Origin of the sequence: Neobacillus niacini, from assembly GCF_048572935.1 — a bacterium.
GTDB classification, from domain to species: domain Bacteria; phylum Bacillota; class Bacilli; order Bacillales; family Cytobacillaceae; genus Neobacillus; species Neobacillus niacini.
The window spans coordinates 5,754,267-5,778,689 of the sequence record NZ_CP183883.1 but is presented as its reverse complement, the minus strand read 5'-3'; the positions used below and the strand labels follow the sequence as shown (position 1 = coordinate 5,778,689).

The 24,423-nt window shown below is 37.5% G+C and carries 21 protein-coding genes and 1 riboswitch; of the genes, 16 read left to right on the top strand and 5 right to left on the bottom strand.

Features of this window, described 5'->3' with window-relative positions; translation table 11 throughout:
• Nucleotides 1-28: 28 nt before the first annotated feature.
• Nucleotides 29-2,218 (top strand): DNA topoisomerase III, encoded by a 2,190-nt coding sequence (locus ACN6MT_RS28350; protein WP_419954141.1) that lies wholly within the window; start codon nucleotides 29-31, stop codon nucleotides 2,216-2,218.
• A 617-nt stretch (nucleotides 2,219-2,835) separates the two neighbouring features.
• Nucleotides 2,836-4,353: a histidine ammonia-lyase gene (gene hutH / locus ACN6MT_RS28345; RefSeq protein WP_419954140.1), complete on the top strand. Its 1,518-nt coding sequence runs from the start codon at nucleotides 2,836-2,838 to the stop codon at nucleotides 4,351-4,353.
• Between the two features lie 25 nt (nucleotides 4,354-4,378).
• Here hutH and ACN6MT_RS28340 read toward each other — a convergent pair whose 3' ends face one another.
• Nucleotides 4,379-4,543: a hypothetical protein gene (locus ACN6MT_RS28340; protein ID WP_169803681.1), complete on the bottom strand. Its 165-nt coding sequence runs from the start codon at nucleotides 4,541-4,543 to the stop codon at nucleotides 4,379-4,381.
• A gap of 610 nt (nucleotides 4,544-5,153) precedes the next feature.
• A riboswitch (cyclic di-GMP riboswitch) is annotated at nucleotides 5,154-5,241 on the top strand.
• Between the two features lie 32 nt (nucleotides 5,242-5,273).
• Here ACN6MT_RS28340 and ACN6MT_RS28335 point away from each other — a divergent pair.
• The gene (locus ACN6MT_RS28335; protein WP_082799481.1) at nucleotides 5,274-5,423 is read left to right on the top strand and encodes an anti-repressor SinI family protein; all 150 of its coding nucleotides are present in this window, start codon (nucleotides 5,274-5,276) and stop codon (nucleotides 5,421-5,423) included.
• 57 nt (nucleotides 5,424-5,480) lie between these two features.
• On the opposite strand, the gene ACN6MT_RS28330 is transcribed toward ACN6MT_RS28335, so the two are convergent.
• Entirely contained in the window at nucleotides 5,481-5,810 is a 330-nt protein-coding gene (locus ACN6MT_RS28330) for a helix-turn-helix domain-containing protein (RefSeq protein WP_063253114.1), read from the bottom strand.
• A 206-nt stretch (nucleotides 5,811-6,016) separates the two neighbouring features.
• Here ACN6MT_RS28330 and map point away from each other — a divergent pair, with 206 nt between their 5' ends.
• Nucleotides 6,017-6,769: a type I methionyl aminopeptidase gene (map, locus tag ACN6MT_RS28325; RefSeq protein WP_419954139.1), complete on the top strand. Its 753-nt coding sequence runs from the start codon at nucleotides 6,017-6,019 to the stop codon at nucleotides 6,767-6,769.
• A gap of 24 nt (nucleotides 6,770-6,793) precedes the next feature.
• On the opposite strand, the gene ACN6MT_RS28320 is transcribed toward map, so the two are convergent.
• Nucleotides 6,794-7,021, bottom strand: coding sequence for a DUF1128 domain-containing protein (locus ACN6MT_RS28320; protein ID WP_034676343.1), 228 nt, complete (start codon nucleotides 7,019-7,021; stop codon nucleotides 6,794-6,796).
• Between the two features lie 216 nt (nucleotides 7,022-7,237).
• Between ACN6MT_RS28320 and ACN6MT_RS28315 the strand changes: the two genes are divergently transcribed.
• Both ACN6MT_RS28315 and ACN6MT_RS28310 read left to right on the top strand, forming a co-directional pair.
• Nucleotides 7,238-7,624 carry a YtxH domain-containing protein gene (locus tag ACN6MT_RS28315; RefSeq protein WP_419954138.1) on the top strand — a complete coding sequence of 129 codons (387 nt, stop codon included), beginning with the start codon at nucleotides 7,238-7,240 and terminating at the stop codon, nucleotides 7,622-7,624.
• Nucleotides 7,625-7,654: 30 nt separating this feature from the next.
• The gene (locus tag ACN6MT_RS28310) at nucleotides 7,655-8,491 is read left to right on the top strand and encodes a YihY/virulence factor BrkB family protein (protein WP_419954137.1); all 837 of its coding nucleotides are present in this window, start codon (nucleotides 7,655-7,657) and stop codon (nucleotides 8,489-8,491) included.
• A 206-nt stretch (nucleotides 8,492-8,697) separates the two neighbouring features.
• Here the strand turns inward: ACN6MT_RS28310 and ACN6MT_RS28305 are convergent, their stop codons facing one another.
• Together ACN6MT_RS28305 and ACN6MT_RS28300 are read right to left on the bottom strand one after the other, a co-directional pair.
• Entirely contained in the window at nucleotides 8,698-10,614 is a 1,917-nt protein-coding gene (locus ACN6MT_RS28305) for a heavy metal translocating P-type ATPase (RefSeq protein ID WP_419954136.1), read from the bottom strand.
• Between the two features lie 176 nt (nucleotides 10,615-10,790).
• Complete coding sequence (locus tag ACN6MT_RS28300; protein WP_419954135.1) at nucleotides 10,791-11,969, bottom strand: MFS transporter; 1,179 nt, start codon at nucleotides 11,967-11,969, stop codon at nucleotides 10,791-10,793.
• A 189-nt stretch (nucleotides 11,970-12,158) separates the two neighbouring features.
• On the opposite strand from ACN6MT_RS28300, the gene cax reads away from it, so the two are divergent.
• The 10 genes from cax (at nucleotide 12,159) to ACN6MT_RS28250 (ending at nucleotide 24,096) form a co-directional block, all read left to right on the top strand.
• Nucleotides 12,159-13,214 (top strand): calcium/proton exchanger, encoded by a 1,056-nt coding sequence (cax, locus tag ACN6MT_RS28295; RefSeq protein WP_419954134.1) that lies wholly within the window; start codon nucleotides 12,159-12,161, stop codon nucleotides 13,212-13,214.
• A gap of 344 nt (nucleotides 13,215-13,558) precedes the next feature.
• Nucleotides 13,559-14,188: a YczE/YyaS/YitT family protein gene (locus ACN6MT_RS28290; protein ID WP_419954133.1), complete on the top strand. Its 630-nt coding sequence runs from the start codon at nucleotides 13,559-13,561 to the stop codon at nucleotides 14,186-14,188.
• 141 nt (nucleotides 14,189-14,329) lie between these two features.
• Nucleotides 14,330-15,088: a YfkD family protein gene (locus tag ACN6MT_RS28285; RefSeq protein WP_419956545.1), complete on the top strand. Its 759-nt coding sequence runs from the start codon at nucleotides 14,330-14,332 to the stop codon at nucleotides 15,086-15,088.
• Nucleotides 15,089-15,187: 99 nt separating this feature from the next.
• Entirely contained in the window at nucleotides 15,188-15,385 is a 198-nt protein-coding gene (locus ACN6MT_RS28280) for an SE1561 family protein (protein WP_310193775.1), read from the top strand.
• A gap of 129 nt (nucleotides 15,386-15,514) precedes the next feature.
• On the top strand, nucleotides 15,515-17,059 hold the full coding sequence (locus tag ACN6MT_RS28275; RefSeq protein WP_419954132.1) for a fumarate hydratase: 1,545 nt from the start codon (nucleotides 15,515-15,517) through the stop codon (nucleotides 17,057-17,059).
• 479 nt (nucleotides 17,060-17,538) lie between these two features.
• Nucleotides 17,539-18,504: a nuclease-related domain-containing protein gene (locus tag ACN6MT_RS28270; protein WP_419954131.1), complete on the top strand. Its 966-nt coding sequence runs from the start codon at nucleotides 17,539-17,541 to the stop codon at nucleotides 18,502-18,504.
• A gap of 63 nt (nucleotides 18,505-18,567) precedes the next feature.
• Nucleotides 18,568-19,374 carry a delta-lactam-biosynthetic de-N-acetylase gene (pdaA, locus tag ACN6MT_RS28265; protein WP_419954130.1) on the top strand — a complete coding sequence of 269 codons (807 nt, stop codon included), beginning with the start codon at nucleotides 18,568-18,570 and terminating at the stop codon, nucleotides 19,372-19,374.
• Nucleotides 19,375-19,474: 100 nt separating this feature from the next.
• Entirely contained in the window at nucleotides 19,475-20,854 is a 1,380-nt protein-coding gene (gene rlmD / locus ACN6MT_RS28260; protein ID WP_419954129.1) for a 23S rRNA (uracil(1939)-C(5))-methyltransferase RlmD, read from the top strand.
• Between the two features lie 217 nt (nucleotides 20,855-21,071).
• On the top strand, nucleotides 21,072-22,994 hold the full coding sequence (locus ACN6MT_RS28255) for an FUSC family protein (protein WP_419954128.1): 1,923 nt from the start codon (nucleotides 21,072-21,074) through the stop codon (nucleotides 22,992-22,994).
• Nucleotides 22,995-23,229: 235 nt separating this feature from the next.
• The gene (locus tag ACN6MT_RS28250; RefSeq protein ID WP_419954127.1) at nucleotides 23,230-24,096 is read left to right on the top strand and encodes a GGDEF domain-containing protein; all 867 of its coding nucleotides are present in this window, start codon (nucleotides 23,230-23,232) and stop codon (nucleotides 24,094-24,096) included.
• The last annotated feature ends 327 nt before the right edge of the window (nucleotides 24,097-24,423 follow it).

Sequence of the window (24,423 nt, the reverse complement as noted above, 5' to 3'; positions counted from 1 at the left end):
CAATGGTTTACCGAAAGGATGTTTATAAATGAAAAAAAGTGTAGTTATAGCCGAAAAGCCTTCTGTCGCTCGTGATATAGCACGAGTATTGAATTGTCATAAGAAAGGAAACGGTTTTTTAGAAGGAGATAAATATATTGTTACATGGGCACTAGGACATTTAGTTACCCTTGCAGATCCGGAAGTGTATGACGATAAATATAAATCCTGGAAATTAGAAGATTTACCGATGCTGCCAAACGAGCTAAAGCTTGTTGTCATTAAGCAAACCAGTAAACAGTTTCATGCGGTGAAAAGCCAACTACAACGCTCTGATGTCGGAGAGATTATTATTGCAACAGATAGTGGCCGTGAAGGGGAGCTGGTTGCACGATGGATACTCGATAAGGCAAAGGTTAATAAACCACTAAAACGTCTGTGGATATCCTCAGTTACAGATAAAGCAATTAAAGATGGCTTTGCCAACTTGAAGCCAGGCAAATCCTATGAAAATTTATATTCATCTGCTGTTGCACGGTCGGAGGCGGATTGGTATATCGGTCTTAATGCAACCCGTGCATTAACAACCCGTTTTAATGCCCAGCTAAACTGTGGCCGGGTTCAGACCCCAACGGTTGCCATCATTGCAGCGCGGGAAGATGAAATTAAAAACTTCAAACCTCTAAACTTTTACGGGATCGAAGCACAAACAACAGAGAATTTAAAATTGACTTGGCAGGATACAAAAGGAAATAGCCGAAGCTTTGATAAAGAGAAAATCGAAGCAATAGTGAAAAAACTGGGCAAACAAAACGCCATTGTAAAAGAAATTGAGAAAAAGCAGAAAAAATCCTTTTCTCCCGGGCTTTATGATTTAACCGAATTGCAGCGCGACGCGAACAAGATCTTTGGTTATTCTGCAAAGGAAACGTTAAATATTATGCAAAAGCTCTACGAGCAGCATAAAGTCTTAACCTATCCTCGTACAGACTCTCGTTACCTTTCTTCTGATATTGTAGGAACGCTTCCAGAACGCTTGAGAGCATGTGGAGTAGGAGAGTATCGTCCGTTAACCAATAAGATCTTAAGTAAGCAAATAAAAGTATCGAAGGCATTTGTAGACGACAGCAAGGTTTCCGATCACCATGCAATTATTCCAACAGAAAGTTATGTGAACTTCTCAGCCTTCACAGATAAAGAGCGGAAAATTTATGACCTAGTGGTGAAACGATTCCTAGCCGTATTATTCCCGGCATTTGAGTATGAACAGTTAACTCTTCGTGCAAAAATTGGTGAAGAGAACTTTGTTGCAAGGGGGAAAACCATTTTATCGACAGGGTGGAAAGAAGTGTATGAGAACCGCTTTGAAGACGAGGATGCAGCTGACGACTTAAAGGAACAGATATTGCCTCGGATTGAAAAAGGCGATACCCTTAACGTGAAGTTAATCGTTCAAACAGCAGGGCAAACCAGCCCGCCTGCCCGTTTTAATGAGGCGACATTATTATCAGCAATGGAAAACCCTGGTAAGTACATGGAAACCAATAATAAACAGCTGGCAGAAACGTTAAAATCGACTGGTGGATTAGGAACTGTAGCTACACGTGCGGATATTATTGAAAAGCTTTTTAATTCCTTTTTAATTGAAAAGCGTGGTAAGGACATTCACCTTACTTCGAAAGGACGTCAATTGCTGGATTTAGTGCCTGAAGAACTAAAATCTCCTGCATTAACTGCCGAGTGGGAACAGAAGCTTGAACAAATTGCTCATGGAAAGTTGAAAAAAGACGTTTTTATCAGCGAAATGAAAAAGTATACAAAAGAAATTGTTACAGAAATTAAAGCAAGTAATAAAAAGTATAAGCACGATAATATCTCTACAAAAAATTGTCCAGACTGTGGAAAACCTATGCTTGAGGTAAATGGGAAAAAGGGTAAAATGCTTGTTTGCCAAGACCGTGAGTGTGGACATCGCAAAAATGTTTCGCGCGTCACTAATGCGCGCTGCCCGCAATGCAAAAAGAAGCTGGAGCTTCGCGGCGAAGGGGAAGGACAAATTTTCGTTTGTAAATGCGGGCACAGAGAGAAACTAACTGCTTTTGAAGCACGCCGTAAAAAAGAATCTACTGGAAAAGTGGATAAACGTACGGTGCAAAAGTATTTGAAGAACCAAAACAAGGAAGAAGAGCCCATTAATACAGCTTTGGCGGATGCCTTAAAGAAGTTGAATCTGAAGTAAGGAAATTATCCTTTAGAATGAGGCTTTATATACTAATTTGTATATAAAGCCTATATTGTAAAGCGAACTGTTTTCGGGTGAATTCTTATCACTTATCGGTTGGAGATCAAGTTGAACACCTGAGTAATTAAACAGGCGGAGAAATTCCGCTTAATTCGAAATTAGTATAAAAAACGGCTCAATTAGACGGAGAAATTCCGTTTATTGGCTCGGAAAATTCGAAAATGAGGGATTTTACTTGGATTAAGCGGAAAGCCTCCGTTTATATACCCCGATACGGGCCCCATACTGCATTTAACCGGAAAATCTCCGGTTATTTTTATTAGTACCGGTGAACCGTTTTGTCTTCTTATTGTAAACAGCAGCAGCCTTTCCTATATTATCTCACTAAAGTGATATCGTGCTAAAATTCTGACAATTGTATTGACAATCAAGCTTTATATCACATACAATAATTATTAATCTAATAGAATTTTAGAATGGAATGATAATTATGAGGCACCACAAAACAAAATTATATCAAAATATGTTTATAAAAGAGGCTGGACTCCAAATCTAACTGAGATGGAATCCAGCCTCTTTCTTTATTCTAATAAAGTGGTAGAGGAGCGAGAAATATGATTATGCTAACAGGCCAAAGATTAACAATGGACCAAATGAAAGAAGTATTATATCGAAAAGAGAAGGTTTTGGCTTCGGAAAAAAGTATGGAACTTGTAAAAAGGAGCCGTGAAGCCGTAGAGAAGATCGTTTCCGAGCGCAAAGTAGTTTACGGTATTAATACTGGATTTGGAAAGTTTAGTGATGTATTAATCAATAAAGAGCACGTTAGAGATTTACAGCTTAATTTAATTCGCTCACATGCGTGTGGTGTTGGTGAACCTTTTCCGGAAATTGTTTCAAAAGCAATGGTCCTGTTACGTGCTAATGCGCTTTTAAAAGGGTATTCAGGGGTCCGGCCGATCGTCATTGAAAAATTATTAGAGTTGGTTAATAAAGAAATCATCCCAGTTATTCCTCAGCAGGGGTCACTGGGTGCGAGCGGTGATTTGGCTCCTCTCTCCCATTTAGCTTTAGTACTTATTGGAGAAGGGGAGGTCTTTTACAAAGGTAATCGATTGGAATCAATCCACGCGCTTCAAATGGAGGGCATTCTTCCCATAAATTTAGAGGCAAAAGAGGGTCTTGCATTAATTAATGGTACACAGGCAATGACCGCCATGGGAGTTGTTGGCTATCTTGAAGCGGAACAGCTGGCATTTGAAAGTGAACTCATTGCTGCTATGACAATGGAAGGGTTAAATGGAATCATGGATGCATTCGCAGAGGAAGTTCATATAGCAAGGGGTTATCAGCAGCAGATAGATACAGCAGCAAGAATCCGTGGTTACTTAAGTGATAGTTTATTAACCAGCGTTCAAGGAGAATACCGTGTTCAAGATGCTTATTCCTTACGGTGTATTCCACAAGTACACGGGGCATCCTGGCAGGCGCTTGATTATGTAAAAGAAAAATTGGAAATTGAAATGAATGCTGCTACAGACAATCCACTCATATTCGATGATGGGGAAAAGGTTATTTCTGGCGGGAATTTCCATGGGCAGCCAATCGCTTTTGCGATGGACTTTATGAAAATCGCAGTTGCCGAGCTTGCGAATATTTCCGAAAGACGGATTGAGAGATTAGTAAATCCACAGTTGAACGATTTGCCGCCTTTCTTAAGCCCTGAGCCTGGTTTGCAGTCTGGAGCGATGATTATGCAATACGCTGCGGCTTCGTTGGTATCAGAAAATAAAACACTAGCACACCCAGCAAGTGTCGATTCCATTCCATCTTCTGCAAATCAAGAAGACCATGTAAGTATGGGAACGATTGCCTCTAGACATGCCTATCAAATTATTCAAAATGCCCGAAGAGTGCTGGCGATTGAACTAATTTGTGCCATGCAGGCGGTTGAAATTCGCGGAATAGAAAAAATGGCCAGCCAGACCAAGAAGGTGTACGAGAAAGGAAGGGAACTGGTTCCTTCGATAAAGAAGGATCGGATTTATTCTAAAGATATCGAAATGGCTGCGGCAGGTCTAAAAGAATGGAACTTAAGGAAGCTCCTTCAAAAAGCGGATAATGTAAAATAAGTAAAAAAGGCGTGAAATTCACGCCTTATTCTACGTCTTTCGTTTCCACTCTATTCTTAAATGCTTCTTGAACTACAATAAACTCCTCATCCCCAATGGCATCCTTAGAATGTTTTTCAACTAAGTTATCTTTAGGCAAATTTCCAGGATGACCTTTCTTTTTATGGTTAAAATGTTCTCCACGTGCCAAATGAAACACTCCTTTCGTCTTCGAATGTATCATTCCCAAACGAAGGAAATTTATTAGTGAAGATAGAAGGAGAGAGGATTATTTATCTTCTACTTTTTCATCAGACTTTGCAGGCTTGCACATACGATCTAGAAGGTAACCAAAAAACACCATAAAGGCAATTGGAATAGCGTAATTCAACACATGAATGGTTGTCATTGATCTGGATCACCACCATTATTTGAATATTTATAATATTTAGTATATTTTAAAGGTAATAATAGAAGTTGTCAATTGTCACAAAATAGACAAATTTCACTGTATTTTCTTTTGTAGCATTTTAAATAAACTTCATATAGGTACAATAACCTAATTTCGACTGTAAGCACTTCTTTTTTTCAATAAACTTCCATCTGATTAGTTGAAGTTCGAACGTATGGAAAATTTTCAATTGATTTTTTGTAGAAAATTGAATTATTTTGTGTTAAAAAAAGGTTAGAAAAATTGAAATATCTGACAAAAAACAACAATATACTATAAAAGTACTATATATAATAAATAAAGTAATGAGGAATTAGGAATACTTGTCTATTTAATATACTGAATAATCAATGATTTATGTGTAATATGAAACAGAAAAGGGCAAACCTATTGAAAAATTGGGACGCAAAGCCGAGGATCTAAGGTATAACTTTTACTATGATGGCCGGGCTGCCTGGAATACGAATATGTATTTTGGGAGTGAGCGAGAGTGGCAATAGCTGATAGTATCAACAATGGAATGGACGCAGAATGGTTAGCTCTTATTTTAGAAGCAAAGGAGCTAGGAATATCAAAGGAGACAATTCTTAATTTCCTCCATCAGAACGAAGTCAGAGAGGGCGTACTTAAGAATCGCTGATTTACATAAAAAAAAACAAAGCATACTACAAAAAAACAAGTAGTATGCTTTGTTTTATTATTCGTTATTATTTTGACCAATTCGCCACTTATTGAATTCAATAAAATCACGGAATTGTTCCTTTGAAACACCTGATTCCATCGCTTCTTTTACAATGTTCATCCAATCACTATCTAATTCTTCTTTATTAATGTGTTCATTTATTAAATGATCAACAGGAACGTTTAATACAGAAGAAATTTTTTCAAGGAATTGAATAGATGGATTTCTTTGCAGGTTTCTTTCAAGAGAGCTTAAATAAGATTTAGCAACTCCAGCCTGCTCCGCAAGTTCTGATAATGACATCCTTTTTTCTAACCGTAGTTTTTTAACACGATCACCTATCATTGGGCTCACACACCTATTTTTATTATGGCTGTAATAATTTTATCAGAAAAGCTGAGAAAGTTCCATATTAAGAACATGTTATTAGTACAAAAATACCCCTCAATATCGAAAACTTTTTGAAAAAATGTTAGCTTAGCGATAATATTAAAGTGTGTTTCCAATTCTATAAGAATACATAAAAATAATATAAAAAGGTTGGGAAGATCATGATTGTTCTTAAATCACAGCGAGAAATTGAGGCAATGAAAAAAGCAGGGGAAATTCTAGCTTCATGCCATAAAGAAATTGCCAAACGAATAAAACCTGGTATTACAACATGGGAAATTGATGAATTTGTTGATGATTACCTTTTAAAGCATGATGCTACCCCACAGCAAAAGGGATATAAAGGCTATAAATATGCCACTTGTGCGAGCATTAACGACGAAGTATGTCATGGGTTTCCAAGAAAGGAACCATTAAAAGAAGGCGATATCGTGACCATAGATATGGTTGTCAATTATAACGGCGGGTTAGCCGACTCAGCATGGTCATATGCTGTAGGGAATGTCTCTAAGGAAACAGAGCATTTATTAAAGGTTACCAAAGAGGCACTTTATAAAGGAATTGAGCAGTCTGTTCCTGGAAATAGGATTGGGGATATTGGTCATGCTATTCAAACCTATGTAGAAGGGGAGGGTTTATCGGTTGTTCGTGATTTTATTGGTCATGGAATTGGGGCAGTTATTCATGAAAAACCCGATGTACCCCATTACGGGCTGCCTGGAAAAGGGCCAAGAATTAAAGAAGGGATGGTATTTACCATTGAGCCAATGGTTAATATCGGCATGTACCAAACAAAGATGGATAATAATGGATGGACTGCTAGAACGATTGATGGTAAATATTCTGCCCAATATGAACACACCATTGCAATCACCAAGAATGGTCCAATTATTTTAACTGAACAGGAAAAATAAAAAAACAGATCCTAGAGATCTGTTTTACTTATTTTTTCGAAGGCTTCCTAATTCCTCGACCAACGCTTGCATTTCGTTAGGGCTAAAAGAAGGTTTTTTCATAACCATCTCGTAAATTTCCTTTAATTCCTCATACATGTCTTCATCAAAGTGTGAAGGTTTTATGGCTCCGAGATTTAATACCTTTAATTTCTCTTTTATTTGTTCAATCATATACTCTACATTTTCAATTGTTTTCTCTGATAAATTCATCCCGTCACCCTTTCAGTATTCGTAACTTTATCTTTCCATTTTCATTCGTAGATGTCAATCTAAACTTGTTTTAATACATCTAATGATGGGTAATAAAATAATAGACGCTTGCATTTGACCGCAAGCATAAAGCAATATATAAAGTGGAGTATATTGGTATTTTTTTCTTAGTGATGAAAACAATGATAAAAACATGTTTGAGGGAGAGGTTAAAAAATGGGTAAAAATTTATTTTTGAAAGGCATATTCTTTGGTGCCTTAGCAGGTGGAGCTCTTAGTTTATTAGATAAAAAAACACGACAGGAAATGAAAATAAATGTGAAAAAAGTGTACGAGCAAGTTTCTTATGTAGTTCACCATCCAGAGGAAATTACCGAAAATGTTAAGGAAACTGCTGAAAAAATTAGGAACACGATTGAGCAGGTAAGCGAGGATATCTCTTACATTACCAGTAAAGTGGACGAACTCCGAGAGTTAACTCCGCAAGTAAAGGAAGTGGTCAAGGAAACGAAAAGTACTTTCTCAAAGAATGAAGATTCAGTACTTGTCGAAGAGTTATTAAAAGAAGTTGTTGTAGAAGAAGAACCAATAGAGAAAAAGTAACATTAGATTGAATAAAAGGAGAGTGAGAAAATGGAGAAGGTAGTAGATGTCCGAAAATCCTTATTAAGACTGTTATGGCACCGGATTGAAGAAGATGATATTCCAGGTTTATCCGCTCAACTTGCCTATTTTTTTCTGCTTTCACTGTTTCCACTTCTTATTTTCATTTTTACGTTACTGCCATATCTGCCTATTCCATACCCTGATATTTTAGGCAGTATCAGAGAGTTTGCACCCCCACAAACAATGGATTTAATTGAAAAAAATGTTAACCATGTGATGAATAATCGCAATGGAGGATTACTATCCTTTGGGATTATTGGTACGATTTGGTCTGCGTCCAATGGGATTCATGCATTGGTAAGGGCTTTTAACAAAGCTTACGACGTGAAAGAAAGCCGTTCTTTTATTGTTTCTAGAGGTATGGCAGTCCTAATGACGGCAGGAATGATTTTTGTCTTTATCGTTGCTGTATTACTTCCAATATTCGGAAGAGAAATTGGAATTTTTCTTTTCTCCTATTTAGGTTTTAAAATGGAATTCCTTCGTATTTGGGAAATGTTAAGATTAGTCGTGAGTGCGTTAATATTATTTCTAATATTTACTGGATTGTATTGGATTGCCCCCAATGTTAAATTACGGTGTAAAAGTGCTTTCCCAGGAGCAGGTTTTGCGACTGTTGGCTGGATTCTTTCCTCCTATGGGTTATCTTTTTACGTAAGTAAATTTAACAACTTTTCACTGACCTATGGAAGTATTGGAGCCATTATCGTGTTACTCATATGGTTATACATATCCGGGTTTATTATCATTATCGGCGGAGAGATAAATGCTTTCTATAGTGAGAAATATAAATCAAACTGTTAAAAATTCTCTTTATGAAAAATTCTCAATTGCAAACAATATAGATGGGGAACAGATCATAAATAGGGGGGCTTATCATGACTAAACATACAAAAAAAGATGGCGGTACAAAACAAAAGGGTAAGGGCAGTAAAGGAAATAAAACTTCAGGATCTGCAAACGGAAGCAATGGATATCATTAAATAAAACCGGGCATAAAGCCCGGTTCTTTAATTTTTTAGCAGCCTTAAACTGTTTAGAATCACAAGAATTGTACTGCCTTCGTGCCCAATTACACCAAATGGCAAATCAAGCAATTGAAAAAAGTTAGAGGCAATTAATACCATGATTACCGTGATGGAGAAGATAACATTTTGTTTAATAATACGATTCATCCGTTGTGAAAGATCAATGGCTTCGGCAATCCTTGGTAAATCATTTTTCATGAGAACCACATCCGCCGTTTCAAGTGCAACATCTGAACCTTCCCCCATGGCAATGCCAACATTTGCAGTTGCTAATGCTGGGGCATCGTTAATGCCATCCCCCACCATCGCAATGGTTCTATATTTCTCCTTTAACTTTCTAAGATGCTCGACTTTTTCTTCAGGCAGACATTCAGCAAAGTACTGATCCACATGACTTTCTTTTGCAATCGCATTTGCCGTCTTCTCACTATCACCAGTTAGCATAACCGTATAAATGCCTTGTTTCTTTAAATGATCGATAGCAAGCTTTGTTTCTTGTCTAACAACATCTTTTAAAGCTATCATCGCAGCTAAACAATCGTTTACTTGCACAAATACAAGTGTATTCCCTTGACTAGCAAGGTCAGCTGCTTTGCCGTCAGCGAATGTTAGGGCAGCCTCTCTCCCAACAAAATCAGCCTTTCCTATTTTCCACTGTTCTCCAGATATTTCTGCCTTTAAGCCCCATCCAGATACATCTTCAAGTTTTTCTGGCTGAAGAAGGTCACGTTCAAAATTAGCTTTCACATATTTGACAATCGATTGTGCAAGAGGATGATTAGATTGATTTTCAATCGAAGCTGTTTTCCATAATAGATCTGCTTCAACAAAGTTCTCATTGATGATAATTTCAGTAACCTCAGGTTTTCCTTTCGTAAGCGTACCAGTTTTGTCGAAGGCAATAGCTTCCAAGTGGCTTAGATTCTCTAAGTGTACACCGCCTTTTACTAAAATTCCGCGTTTTGCACCATTTGAAATGGCCGACAAAGTTGCTGGCATAATAGAAGCAACAAGGGCACAAGGGGAAGCAACAACTAGTAAAATCATGGCACGATAAAAGGATTCATTCCAGGTCCAATCAAGTAAGAAATAGGGCAGGAACATCATCAATAAAACAACAACTAATACGGTTTTTACATAGGTACCTTCAAAGCGTTCAATAAACAGTTGTGATGGAGACTTTTCACTTTGAGCAGATTGTACAAGCTCAATGATCTTGTGAAAAAGTGTTTCATTACTAGTTTTTGTGGTTTGAACAGTAATAGCGCCTGTTAAATTTACTGTCCCTGCAAAAACTTCCTTCTCTAGCCCTTTTGAGACAGGCATTGATTCACCTGTAATAGCAGCTTCATCAATGTTTGTATGACCCTTCATAATAACGCCATCTGAAGGAATTCTTTCACCAGGCTTAACAAGAATGTGGTCGCCGACTGTTAACTCGGACACAGGTACTCGCCGTTCCACCCCGTTGTTAATTAGAAGAGCTTCTTCAGGCTGAAGTTTCATTAGTGAGGAAATCTCTTTATGACTTTTGTTCATTGTATATGTCTCTAAGGCCCCACTAACAGCAAAAATAAAGATGAGAATGGCGCCTTCTGTCCAGTAGCCGATAATCGCAGACCCAATTGCAGCAAAAATCATCAGCATTTCTACGTTTAACTGTTTGTTTTCGTACGTTGCTTCAATTCCTTCCTTGGCTTTCGCAAAGCCGCCAATCATAAAAGCCAATAAATAAAAGATAATAGAAGCCACCTGATCATTTGTTTTGTCCGTAATCCATCCTGCTGCAATGAAAACGCCGCTTAAACCAGCAGCAATTAGTTCTGCATGCGGTTTGACTTTTTCCAACATGCCTACCTTTGGCAGCCCTTTTGATAATCTCTTAGCATCTGTGCTCATTTTCAGTTCCCTCCCCCTAATTGAGAAAAATAATCAAAATCAATACCCCTAAAAAACACGAAAGCTGTCATCAATTAAGATGACAGCAGTATTCCAAAAACAATTATTAGATTAATTTAATTCTATTTTATCATATACTTTATGTTTAATATATATAAATGCTCCAAATTTATAAGTTAAGAATGGTGTTGCTCAGCTATAGAAAATGTCTTTTTCCCAAAGACATAAATGACGATGGATAAGAATAACAGCATGGTACTGATAATATAAAAGAAACTTATTCTTTCAAAAAATTGAATGAAAAGACCACCGATAATCGGACCGCTTAAACTTCCTAAGCTAAAAAAAATCCCGCATAATAAATTTCCGGTCGCCAACAAATTCTTAGGCACTAAGTCCGTCATATAACTGATTCCAAGAGAAAAGGTTGATCCCACCACCATTCCTGATAAAAGCACGGAGACAAATAACCCTATAAAAGATTGTTCGAATATACTTGCGGCTGAAAAGGTTAAGAAACCCAGTAGTAATACAATCATTAAAATATTTCTTCTCCCATATTGATCGCTTAGGACACCTAATGGCAGCTGGGTGATAATACTTCCAATGGCAAAGGAAGTTAACACTAAGGATACACTGGCTACGTCGATATCACTTCTTAAAGCATATACAGGAAAGCTGCCGTTTAAAGAGGATTCCAGAAAACCGTAGCAGAAAGGTGGTAAAAAAGCGACCCAGCCATATTTCATCGTTTTTCTAAAGCGCTTGATCGTGTTGAAAAAAGAATTAAATTCTACTTCCTGTTCTGGAAACTCGTTCTTTAAGGCAAATACAAACACCCAGCCAACCAAACATAATATAGATGAAACGATAAATGGCAATGCCTGATTAACATCTACCAAAGGTGTCATCAAAGGCCCGCTTGCAAAGCCAATTCCAAAAAATAATCCATACAGGGAAATATTACGTCCTCTTTTTTCTCTTGGAGAAGAGGAGGTAATCCATGTTTGGGTGGCAAAGTGTAAGGCGTGGTCACCAATCCCGATTAGAGCCCGTAAACAAAACCAGAACCAAAAGGATTTCCACAAAGGAAACAATGCCAGTGCGCAAACCACAATCCCGCCGCCGATAATAATTGTTGGTTTATAGCCATACTTTCGCAGTGGTGCTTCCATAAAAGGAGAGACGAGCAGGATACCCATATAAAGTGCAGTAGCATTTAATCCATTAAGGGAGGAAGAAACTCCGCCTTTTTCAAATATGACGGCAATGAGAGGAAGAAGCATTCCTTGTGAAAAACCAGAAATTGCAACGATGGTGACAAGGACCCAAAACCGAAAGTTATTATTATTCATACATAAACCTCGTTAGTTTTGTTTAGTATTCGATACCCATTCGATGGTATCGGGAAAATAAACCATTTGCAAGAAAAATATCTTTCAATCATGTTAGATAGAAGAAAAATAGGGAATTCTCATAACGAGAGGAATTTTTATACACTTATATCATATTTATTTGCTATGTTAGCATTTAGGAGGAAAACAATGGGAAAAATATTTATGCTGCTCACTTTTATTGGAGTCCCGCTTTCAGTAATTGGGACATTAATGCATTGGCCAACCATGATCCTCTTTATTGTTTACTGTATTACCATTATCGCTCTGGCTAGTTATATGGGAAGGGCAACTGAAAGTTTGGCGATTGTTGCCGGACCTCGAATTGGCGGACTACTCAACGCAACATTCGGTAATGCAGTAGAATTAATTATTTCCGTTTTTGCTTTAAAAGCTGGATTAGTTGGAGTGGTTCTTGCTTCCTTAACAGGATCAGTACTGGGAAATCTACTTCTTGTTGCAGGTTTATCGTTCTTTATTGGCGGCCTCAAATTCAAACGGCAGGCATTTAACGTCCATGATGCACGACATAATTCAGGACTTCTAATGTTTGCTGTTATTGTTGCTTTCGTGATTCCGGAAGTGTTTTCAATGGAAATGAATGATACGAAAACCTTAACGTTAAGTATAGGGATTTCAGTGATTCTAATCCTGCTTTATCTTGCAGCACTGTTCTTTAAACTGGTCACTCATCGCGGCGTTTATCAAAGTGAGAAGTCTGGCACCGCTCATCATGAAGAAGAACCAGAATGGGGCAAGGGGAAGGCTATTGGTGTCTTATTGGCTGCAACACTAGCCGTTGCATATATTTCAGAGAATCTTGTTCATACGTTTGAATATGTAGCAGAATCATTTGGGTGGTCGGAATTATTTATTGGGGTCATCATTGTAGCTATTGTTGGTAATGCAGCCGAACATGCCTCTGCCATTCTAATGGCCTATAAAAATAAAATGGATATCGCGGTCGAAATTGCCATCGGCTCTACTCTGCAAATCGCGATGTTTGTATTACCTGTGCTCGTCCTCATTTCACTTCTATTTACAGAAACGATGCCGCTTGTTTTTACCATGCCAGAGTTAATTGCAATGGTAACCTCAGTCCTCTTAATGGTTGTCATTTCAAATGACGGTGAATCTAATTGGTTTGAAGGACTCACTTTACTTGCTGCCTATTTGATTATGGGCATAGGATTTTTCCTATTATAAATAATGGTACGAAAAAGACTCTGAGCCAAAAGGCACAGAGTCTTTTATAAATATTTAATTAGATGTAAGGGTATATCCTTTAACTGTGCTATACTATTTAAGCATTATGTTATATCGGGAAAAAACCAATCGCGTTTCTTGGGACCATCAATCACCAACCTTCATGTTTAATTTATACTTGAAAAACACGAGTGTTGAATTTTCATATATGAGTGGAATCCCAACCTCCTTAAAGTAAATGGTTCGTCGATTGATCACTGCCCTCCTTTTTTAAAGGTTAAGTATAGTATAATCGATTTATTTAATTTTGTAAATGTTCTGATTATTTTTTTAAGGAGATAATTATGGCGTTATTTTATCGGTTTCTCTTCTTTTTAATAGGGCTAACCATTATGACTTTTGGTGTCTGCTTGACCATAAAAGCAGAACTCGGGGCTGGTGCTTGGGATGCGCTAAATGTTGCCCTAACGGAGTGGCTTGGTTTTACGATCGGTACTTGGATTATCATCGATGGGGCAGTGTTAGTTATAATAAATTCCTTATTGGTGAAGAGAAGACCTGAAATTTTATCGATACTAACCATTATCTTAATTGGATCTTTAGTTGACTTATGGATGTTTTTTGTGTTTGAGTCCATGAAAGTCAGCGGATTATCTCTTAAAATAGTTACGTTACTTCTGGGAATATTCATTATTGGTTTCGGTGCTGCAATCTATTTACAAGCAAAGTTTCCTTCAAGTCCAATTGATTCCTTTATGATGGCCATTCGAGAACGATTTCGCGTTAATTTAATGATAGCGAAGACGATTGGAGAACTGATTGCGTTGGTTCCTGCGCTTATTCTCCAAGGACCTATTGGTATTGGTACCATCATCATAACGTTTACAATCGGTCCTTTTATTCAACTGTGTTTTCCTTATTTTGAAAAACGAATGAATCGACTGTTAGACAGTACATTTCAGGAGAAATATTGAAATATTTTTTGTAAATGGATAAAACTTTTCAACTCCGAAAACACTATGAGCAGACTTATTACTGCTATATTGTGAAAGGAGTTTTTCTTTGTGAAAAAATTGTTTCCTGTCGTAGTGACGCTGGCTTTACTGTTAACTTTCATGCCGACAGCCTCTGCTGAAAACAAAACTGCTAAAAAAGAACCTGTTAACTATCAAATACCTTCATCAGTCCGTAATATTACGAAGGAAAATACGTATCCAAATTCCACTCAGGACCTGCCAACTTTGCAGCCTAGTGAATTAACGAAGAAGCTGATTGACTCTTCCAAGGTGAAAATTGAAAATCCGGATTTAATCCGTATGTTAAATGAATCAAGCATCAATAGTACTCCATTTGCCCTCGGTTATCGAGCAATCGTATACCTAGGTCAGTGGCCATTAAATTATGAATCGACAGAAACCGCACCCAACTGGGAATATCAAAAAATTAATACGAACTACTATGACAATCGCGGCGGGAAGGTACCATACCAGATTCATTATGTTCAGGAAGCACAAAAAGTTATCCGCGGTGGATTAACAGCAAAAATTGCAAATGCCGAAGAGGTTAAGAAAATGATGTTATTGAAGGCGATGGAAAAAACACGTCTACCGCTTGCCTTTGATACGATTATCGGTGCAGGTACGAAAAACGATCATGTCTACAATATACCAGTCAACCGTTTAGGATACTTATATGCTTATGCACCGGCAGTGAATGAAAAAGGGAAAGTCACCTACGGAGAAGTGTATTTAATGCTTAAGGGAAATAAAAAAGTCATTGTTATTAAAAATGTAACGTCACAAGGAATCGGAGCATGGATTCCGGTTCAGGACCATGTTTCATTTGGTTTTGCTGCCTCAGAGAGACCAAGATGATCATGGAGAAAGAACTCCTACCAAGGTCGTAGGGGTTCTTTTTTGAAAAAGTGCTGCAGAAAGTGTAAGATAAATTGACATAGAAGGGGGAGATCAGATTTGGGTAGTCCGACTCATGATAAAAATTCACAAGTTAGTTTTTTAAAGCAACGTTTAAACATGTTTCTAGATGTTTTGGATGCAATTGATCCAGAGGATACGGATCTTGATGATATTGACAACTTAATCAAAATGATTGATGAATTAGAATCAAAATGTAAAGAATTCAATCATCGTGAAGCACCAGAGTCTGTATAAATACAGGCTCTATTTTTTTGAAAACCTTTACCTTTAAAAGATTTGTTTATAGGAGTATAATAATAATCGTCAAATAGTTGTAATTTTTAAATAGATTATGAAACGGACAAGGGGAAAGGGGAACTTTAGGTGAATATCGAGAAATTTCAGGAAAGCATGTACAAGTTAGTGGTTGAAACTTCTACCAAGCTTCCAAAGGATGTACGCCGTGCAGTGAAAGCGGCTAAGGAGAAGGAAAACGCAGGTACGAGTGCAGCAATGAGCCTCGCCACAATTACCAATAATATTAAAATGGCAGATGATCAAGTTTCACCTATTTGCCAAGATACCGGATTACCAACTTTTAAAATTAAAACTCCTGTTGGGGTAAACCAATTAGAAATAAAAGAAGCGATTAAAAATGCGATTGTTATCGCCACAAAAGAAGGAAAGCTTCGTCCAAACTCTGTTGATTCATTGACAGGGGAAAACAGCGGCGACAATCTTGGTGCAGGTTTGCCGGTAATGAAATTTGACCAATGGGAAAAAGATTATATTGACGTTCGTCTGATTTTAAAAGGCGGCGGCTGTGAAAATAAAAACATTCAGTACAGTCTTCCATGCGAATTAGAAGGATTAGGAAGAGCAGGACGTGACCTTGATGGTATTCGCAAATGTGTTATGCACTCTGTGTATCAAGCACAAGGCCAAGGATGCAGCGCTGGTTTCATTGGAGTAGGCATCGGCGGCGACCGTTCATCTGGCTATGATTTAGCGAAAGAACAGTTATTCCGTTCGTTGGATGATGTTAATCCAAACGAGGATTTGCGTGCTTTAGAAGAGTATGTGCTAGAAAATGCAAATAAATTGGGTATCGGGACAATGGGCTTTGGCGGAGAAGCTACGTTATTAGGATGCAAGGTTGGTGTTATGAATCGAATTCCTGCAAGCTTCTATGTTTCAGTTGCTTACAATTGCTGGGCATTCCGCCGCTTAGGTGTAAGTGTGGATCCTGTGTCAGGGGACATTAATGAGTGGATGTACCAAGATGGTGAATTTATTGATTTTGAGGAGACTGAAGCTGAAAAAGAAACTGCAGCTGCGCGTGCTAATGACGTTATTACGCTTCAGGCGCCAATTACTGAAGAGCAAATTCGCGAATTAAAAGTAGGCGACGTTGTTCAAATCAACGGTATGATGTACACCGGTCGTGACGCCATTCATAAATACCTTTCTGATCATGATTCGCCAGTAGATTTAAATGGACAAGTGATTTACCACTGTGGTCCGGTTATGCTGAAGGATAAAGATGGAGTTTGGCATGTTAAAGCTGCCGGCCCAACCACAAGTATTCGTGAGGAGCCTTATCAAGGCGACATTATGAAGAAGTTTGGTATCCGAGCAGTAATTGGAAAAGGCGGAATGGGACCGCGAACACTGGCTGCGCTTAAAGAACATGGTGGTGTGTATCTGAACGCCATCGGCGGCGCTGCTCAGTATTATGCAGATTGTATCAAGGGCGTTGAAGGTGTCGACCTGATGCAATTTGGTATTCCTGAAGCTATGTGGCACCTGCGTGTAGAAGGCTTTACTGCTGTTGTAACGATGGATTCACATGGTAACAGCTTGCATGCTGATGTGGATAAGTCTTCTTTGGAGAAATTGGCACAGTTTAAGGATAAGGTTTTTAGTTAAGATTTTTGAGTGCAGGCTCTATTTTGGGGTCTGCTTTTTTTTATTTTGGGGTTGGGTGCTGTGCTGGGGCTTGTTTTGTATGAACTGTATGGTTTTTTGTACAAACTGTACGGTTTATATAAAAGTTGGACGGTTAATTGTATAAGCTGAACGGTTTTTTGTTTAAGCTGTACACTTTATTGTATAAACTGTACGGTTTTTTGTACAAACTGTACGGTTTATATAAAAGTTAGACAGATAATTGTATAAACTGAACGGTTTTTTGTTTAAGCTGTACACTTTATTGTATAAACTGAACGGTTTTTTGTTTAAGCTGTACACTTTATTGTATAAACTGTACGGTTTTTTGTACAAACTGTACGGTTATCAAGCAAATTAGGTTATAAGTTATAAAAGGTTCAAAATGATTTAGTATTCTAAGCAGGGAAAACATAATTTAAATAGAAAGGTAACAACAAATAATAAGAGGAGGAACTTGTTTGTTTGATAAAAATTTAAGCGTCCCGATCCCCTTACTTCAAGCAGAGGCTTTAGAGAGAAGATTATGTCCTGATCATGAAAAAATACCAGAGATTAAAACGAATATAAAAATTTTAAAGTCAGGCTATAATGGCGAGAAAGAATTAAATTATCAATTGGGGCAAATACCTCAGCATAAATACCACATATTCCACGATCTTCGGCTCCCTATAGGTGAAGTGTTTTTTCAAATTGACGTCATTCTTCTATCACCCAATATTCTTATTAATCTTGATGGGAAGAATCATTCCGGCAAAATAACCATTGAAAAAAATCAAATGATACAAGAAACGACTGATATAAGAGAGGTTTATGAGAATCCTGTCTCCCAGACTAATCGACACAAAATCTTATTGAGAAATTGGATAGAGGAAAATAATCTACCTAAGATTTTTATGGATAACTTAGTTGTCTTCACCAGATTTTCAAGTGAAATCATTATAACTCCAGGGTACAAAGAGGCAGAAAATAAGGTTTGTAAATCACATGATTTACTAAGAAAAATTGAGGATTTAGAAAGGTACAGCAAAAAGCTCCATATGAATGAACAGGATTTATTCAATGTAAGCGACCTTTTATTAAAAAAACACACGCCAAAGAGAATAGACATTTTAGAAACGTTCAATATACTTGTATCGGATATTATTACTGGTGTTCAATGCCCCGCATGTTTATTGGCGCCGATGAAATATTACAGACATAAATGGATGTGTCCTATATGTAACTGCGTTTCAAAAGATGCGCATATAAGAGCAATTGATGATTATTGCTTAATTTATAAGCCATGGTTTACTAATTCAGAAATAAGAAAATTCCTCCACATTCCTTCTCAGAGAATCGCCTCTTATTTGTTATCTACAATTGATTTTACCCGTGTAGGTTACAAAAGCGACACAGTCTACCACCAACCATCCCTTTTTCCTTAAAATACTAATCATGTTTCCCAATGACAAACAAATACTATAAAAAACAAAATAGGGGGAACATGGATGAAGAAATTAGTTTGCATCCTTAGTTTGCTGCTGTTAATGGTGCCTCAGGTTACATATGGGTACGTTCCCAATAAGCCAATCCATTGGGGTTTTAAGAAAGCTGTGGATGAACAGCCGCCTGATGCAGGGGCTGAGTATGAAAAAATCCTTGAGAAGTATGGTGCTTTTTATAAGGGAGATCCAAATTCAAAAATTCTATATCTAACCTTTGATAATGGGTATGAAGCAGGATATACCGGTCAAATCTTGGATGTGTTGAAAAAGGAAAAAGTTCCAGCAACTTTTTTTGTAACGGGACATTATCTATTATCGCAGCCTGAATTGACGAAGAGGATGGTGGATGAAGGTCATCTCATTGGCAATCATTCATGGCACCATCCTAATATGACAGAAATCAGTGATGAGCGGATTCGTGAGGAACTTCAAAAAGTGAAGGATAAAACAAAAGAGATTACGGGTCAAAAGAAAATGAAGTATTTACGTCCTCCAAGAGGCGTTTTTAGCGAGAGAACAATGCAGATTGCGAAGGAAGAAGGTTATACACATGTTTTCTGGTCATTGGCTTTTGTTGACTGGAATACGAATGCTCAAAGAGGCTGGGAGTACTCTTACCTTAACATAATGAGACAAATCCACCCTGGAAGTGTATTACTTCTGCACACTGTTTCCAAGGATAATGCCGATGCACTTGAGAAAGTGATTAAGGATCTGAAAAAGAAAGGCTATAAATTCAAAAGTCTAGATGAATTCAAACCAGAAAAGAAAGGTTTATCAAAGATTATTCCGAGTTTCTGGAGAAAATAATTCGTTCAAAAGCCGGATTCGAGAAGAATTCGGCTTTTTTCTGTTAATAATGCTATAATACGGTGAAATCAAACAGGAATCGGAATTTGGAGTGAACAAAATGAAAACAGATCAATCAATTAAAATACAAGAAAAACAGACCTTTCCATTAACAATCAAACGACTCGGCATTAATGGGGAAGGTGTCGGTTATTTTAAAAAGCAGGTAGTTTTTGTGCCAGGTGCACTTCCAGGAGAAGAGGTTGTGGTTGAGGCAACAAAGATTAATCCTAAATTTGCAGAGGCCAAAATAAAGAAAATTCGTATTAAATCCCCACATCGCGTTCAGCCTCCTTGCCCAGTTTATCAGGAATGCGGCGGCTGTCAGCTGCAGCATTTAAAATATAGCCAGCAATTAAAAGAAAAGAGGGATATTGTCATTCAATCGCTTGAACGGCATACCCGTCTTGCGGTAGACAAACTTGATATTCGAGAAACGATTGGAATGGAAGATCCTTGGGGATATCGAAATAAAAGTAGTTTTCAACTCGCAGGTAGAGATGGAAAGGTTTTAGCAGGATTGTATGGCTTAAACTCTCACCAATTAATCGATATTGAACATTGTGCGGTTCAGCATTCTCAAACAAATGAAGCGGTTAATGCTGTGAAAAAGATTCTTGAAGAGTTAAAAATCACGATTTACAATGAAAAAACTCGTAAGGGCATCGTTCGGACCATTGTTACCCGTGTGGGGGTGCAAAGCGGTGAGTTGCAAATTGTTCTCATCACAAATCAGAGGGAGTTACCAAAGAAAGAACAGATTATTGAGGAAATCAAAAAACGACTTCCTAAAGTGAAATCCATTGTTCAGAATATAAATGAACAAAAAACTTCGCTCATTTTTGGAGAAGAAACTTTGCCAATGGCGGGAGAAGAGTTTATCCAAGAAACATTGGGAGACCTCCAGTTTGAATTGTCGGCAAGGACTTTCTTTCAGTTAAATCCTGTACAGACCATAAAGCTTTACAATGAAGTAAAAAAAGCAGCAGCACTGACTGGCCAAGAAAAAATAGTCGATGCTTATTGTGGTGTAGGAACAATCGGCTTATGGTTAGCAGACCAGGCGGCTGAAGTCCGTGGGATGGATATCATTCCGGAATCGATAGAGGATGCAAAGAAAAATGCCAAACGTCACGGATTTACCAATACCAAATATGTACCAGGTAAAGCAGAAGAGGTACTTCCTAAATGGGTGAAAAAAGGGTGGAAGCCAAACGTCATTGTGGTTGATCCGCCAAGAACCGGTCTCGACGGGCAGTTAATCCAAACGATTCTACAAACAGCACCAGAAAAGCTCATTTATATCTCATGCAACCCGTCTACTTTGGCAAAAGATATCAATATGTTAAGTGCAAAATACGAAGTGAAATTTATCCAGCCAGTAGATATGTTCCCGCAGACGGCACATGTTGAGTGCGTGTCACAGTTAGTATTGAAATAGTCTTCAATGCTATTATCCATGTAGAAAAAATAATCATAAAAAATTGAAAGGGCCAATGATTTGGTCCTTTTTACCGTTTCAATAGGAATATTTTTGCTCATTTAATAATGGTGAAAACTAGGCGACAAAAAGTATATTTTGATACAGAGAGGTGGGAAAATAGAGGTTATGAAGATAAACAGTTTATGGGTTTATTTTAGAAAGAAGTGATTTAGTTTTGGTAGAAAGCCAAAAAAATAAAAACTCTGCAACCTTATCTATTTTAAAACAGGCTTTAAAGGTTAACAGAAAGCCTTTTCCATGGGTAAAAGCCTTTTCTGCTGGATTAGCTGCAAGTCTACCCGTTATGATTGGATTGCTCTTCGGTAATCTGGAATATGGATTAATGGCCGGATTGGGTGGCTTTACTTTTTTGTATGTGTTTGATATTCCCTATGCACAGCGGGCTAAAAAGTTATTTTGGGTTGTGATTGGAATGTCTTTGGTCACTGTATTAGGAACGCTTGCAGCTCCTTACCCTCTAGCTGTAGCTATTTTAATGGGGGTGATTGGAGCCGCAGTCATTTTTATTTTTGGATCCTTACGTATTGCAGGGCCGTCTGCAATCTTTTTTGTCTTAGTTTTTGCGATGGTTTCAGGAATGCCAGTGGACCAGGGACTTGCTCCTTTACGGGCTGCACTCGTTTTTCTAGGAGGGAGTCTATCATGGATAATTGCCATGAGTGGTTGGTTATTTGACCCTCATGCGCCAGAAGAACGTGTCGTAAAAAGGGTTTATATAGAGTTAGCGAAATTTATTGACTCTGTTGGTACGAACAATGTTAATGAATTAAGACATAATATGATGTCAGTATTAAGGGAGGCAGATGAAACGCTTGCCGCAGGGTATATACCGTGGCGGGAAACGGATTTATTTAAACGGTTGTTTCTATTAAATCAACATGCAAATACTATATTTATGTACATCAACGAGTATTTTATGGTTGCGGAGGAAAAATTACCACAGGAGTTAGGGCAGTCGGTAAGGGAACTTGCCGATTCGTTTGATCAGAAAAATAAGGGTGTTTATGGAAAGATTCTTCAGCCTAGTGAAATGAATAAAGAGGTAGGTCGGATATTTGCGAAAATTTATGATGCAGATGCGATTATGAATGAACCGACTACAAAAATTAATCAAGCCATTCAACCAACCAAATTATCAGTAAAGGAAATATTTGGCGGGGCTTTTGATAAAAACTCCATTATTTTTATCACCGCTACTCGTTTTGGTTTTATTACAATCATTGCTGCAATCATTGCTTTTGAACTAGAATTGGCTCGTTCTTATTGGGTTCCCTTATCCTGTGTAGCTGTAATGTCAGGTGCTACCCTTGTGGCAACACATCATCGTGCTATTCAACGAGGGATTGGTACGGTCACTGGAATTATCATTGCCAGTTTGATTCTTGCCCTGGAGCCATCCGGGTATGTTATTGCATTTTTTATACTTATATTGACCTTCATTACAGAACTTTTTATTGTGAAAAATTATGGTCTGGCAGCTCTGTTTTTTACTCCGAATGCTCTCTTGATGGCTGAAAGTACATCAACAGGCAGCTTTAGCTTTTCTTATTTTGCTTCAGCGAGAATGATCGATGTAGTAATCGGGAGTGTGATTGGTCTAATCGGTGTTTGGTTGATTGGAAGAAAGTCTGCATCAAGCCGTATTCCACATTTTATTGAAAAAACAATCCGGAGTCAGGCACAATTATTATTGGTACTTTTCTCTGAACAAAGAAAAGGCTTTAATGCGAGAAAAAGTAAGGAATTGAGAAAGATGCAAGTTAATTTAACCAATTTAAAAACATTGTATAATACAGCTCTGGGTGAAATCCCAGTACAACGTGAAACCTTGGAATATTATTGGTCCATTGTATTTTCAATGGAGCATTTAGCTTATCTCCTGGAGGAATGTTCAAAAGTGAAGAGCCGTCCGCTTCTTTCAGATAAAGTACTTTCACAATTGCTTTACGCTTGTGAAATGATGGCAAACTCAGCTAGTCTGAAACGTTCATCCTCAAAAAAGGCAATTCCGGAAATAGAAGGATACCCAACTATAACAAAGGAATTGATGATTTTGCAGAATTCGATATATCATTAAAAGGATTATTCTTGTGTCAATAATCCTTCTTTCTGTTATGCCAAGTTAATATGACTGGGCTTTTTTACATGTCAGAAGAACATGTTTAGGACAAAAAATAACAATAGGAATCTGTTCCTATTTTTCTTAGGTTTTTATGAATTTTAAATTGAGAAGTTTTGGTACTATACAAATGTCTCGACCTATAATTACTAGTAAGATACGTTCGTATGGGATTCCAAAGGAGAAGAAACTTATGAAATACAGGTATTTAAATTGGATTATTATTTTGGTTGGGACTGCTTTACCCATTATTATTGATACCATTGCAGATAACCATGGGGACCACTATCCTTTTATATGGTCAATAGCTCTAATTCCAAGTATCATCATCATCTTTAGATATCCAAGTTGGAATGTCGTTATTGGAACAGCAATCTTTTATAGCCTATTTGAACTTACGATTGAGTTAAACCAAGAGGGTTTCACCCAGTTTTCTCTAGATTTACTAACCCTTGTTTTAGGTATAATAGTGAATTGGTCAATTCTTTTAACAGTCGGATACTTACGAATAAAAACTGAAAAATTGGTACGGAAAGTAGAAGAAATGTCTATTACGGATCCATTAACAGAAGTATACAACCGAAGATATTTTGATTTATATATTGAACAAGCAATCCCCTTAAGTAAAAGGATGAGTAAGTCTTTAATTCTAGTCATGTTTGATATAGACCATTTCAAAAGTGTTAATGACACTTATGGTCACGTGTGCGGTGATTATGCACTTAAGCATATTACGAACGTTATTAAAAGGAACGTTAGAGACACCGACGTGGTTATTAGAATGGGAGGCGAGGAATTTGCCATTCTGCTGCTAGAAACGAGTTTAGAAGAAGGTAGTGAAATTGCGGAACATGTCCGTAAAGCTGTGGAAGATTCAAATTTTATTTACAACAATCAACAAGTACTGATCACCATTAGTTTGGGATTAAACGAATATAAATCAGAAAAAGTTGACCAATTTATTGAAAAAACAGACCAGGCTTTATACAAGGCAAAAGCGAATGGTAGAAATCAATTGGTAGTTTCGAGTGACAGCAGCAATTCTTTTTGTTTTTGCTAATCAACTTATCTATGTAAAACCTTAGGTTTGCCCACCTAAGGTTTATTTTTATTTCCTTAAATACGTGTAACGAGCTTTTCATTAAATCACATGAAAGTACGTACCGTTTCTCAATAAAAATAAACATTTATGATCAAGACTCAAGTTTCGGTAAACTAAACTTTTCTGATTTCTGGGTCTTTTTGGCTTTCTTGGGTTTATTTTCAGTAGAAAACTTTATTATAACTCGAAGGGAGAATCCGGGTTTTTAGGCTGATGTTTTGCGAAACATTTTTTGGGTATACACAATGTGTAACCTACTGTACATATGGCTAAAAAAATTTAAAT

Bases quoted from the DNA above. Each gene is read 5' to 3' on its own strand.
- ACN6MT_RS28350 (WP_419954141.1), top strand. From the start codon at position 29: ATGAAAAAAAGTGTAGTTATAGCCGAAAAGCCTTCTGTCGCTCGTGAT.
- hutH (WP_419954140.1), top strand. From the start codon at position 2,836: ATGATTATGCTAACAGGCCAAAGATTAACAATGGACCAAATGAAAGAA.
- ACN6MT_RS28330 (WP_063253114.1), bottom strand. From the start codon at position 5,810: ATGATAGGTGATCGTGTTAAAAAACTACGGTTAGAAAAAAGGATGTCA.
- map (WP_419954139.1), top strand. From the start codon at position 6,017: ATGATTGTTCTTAAATCACAGCGAGAAATTGAGGCAATGAAAAAAGCA.
- ACN6MT_RS28320 (WP_034676343.1), bottom strand. From the start codon at position 7,021: ATGAATTTATCAGAGAAAACAATTGAAAATGTAGAGTATATGATTGAA.
- ACN6MT_RS28315 (WP_419954138.1), top strand. From the start codon at position 7,238: ATGGGTAAAAATTTATTTTTGAAAGGCATATTCTTTGGTGCCTTAGCA.
- ACN6MT_RS28310 (WP_419954137.1), top strand. From the start codon at position 7,655: ATGGAGAAGGTAGTAGATGTCCGAAAATCCTTATTAAGACTGTTATGG.
- ACN6MT_RS28305 (WP_419954136.1), bottom strand. From the start codon at position 10,614: ATGAGCACAGATGCTAAGAGATTATCAAAAGGGCTGCCAAAGGTAGGC.
- ACN6MT_RS28300 (WP_419954135.1), bottom strand. From the start codon at position 11,969: ATGAATAATAATAACTTTCGGTTTTGGGTCCTTGTCACCATCGTTGCA.
- cax (WP_419954134.1), top strand. From the start codon at position 12,159: ATGGGAAAAATATTTATGCTGCTCACTTTTATTGGAGTCCCGCTTTCA.
- ACN6MT_RS28290 (WP_419954133.1), top strand. From the start codon at position 13,559: ATGGCGTTATTTTATCGGTTTCTCTTCTTTTTAATAGGGCTAACCATT.
- ACN6MT_RS28285 (WP_419956545.1), top strand. From the start codon at position 14,330: ATGCCGACAGCCTCTGCTGAAAACAAAACTGCTAAAAAAGAACCTGTT.
- pdaA (WP_419954130.1), top strand. From the start codon at position 18,568: ATGAAGAAATTAGTTTGCATCCTTAGTTTGCTGCTGTTAATGGTGCCT.
- rlmD (WP_419954129.1), top strand. From the start codon at position 19,475: ATGAAAACAGATCAATCAATTAAAATACAAGAAAAACAGACCTTTCCA.
- ACN6MT_RS28250 (WP_419954127.1), top strand. From the start codon at position 23,230: ATGAAATACAGGTATTTAAATTGGATTATTATTTTGGTTGGGACTGCT.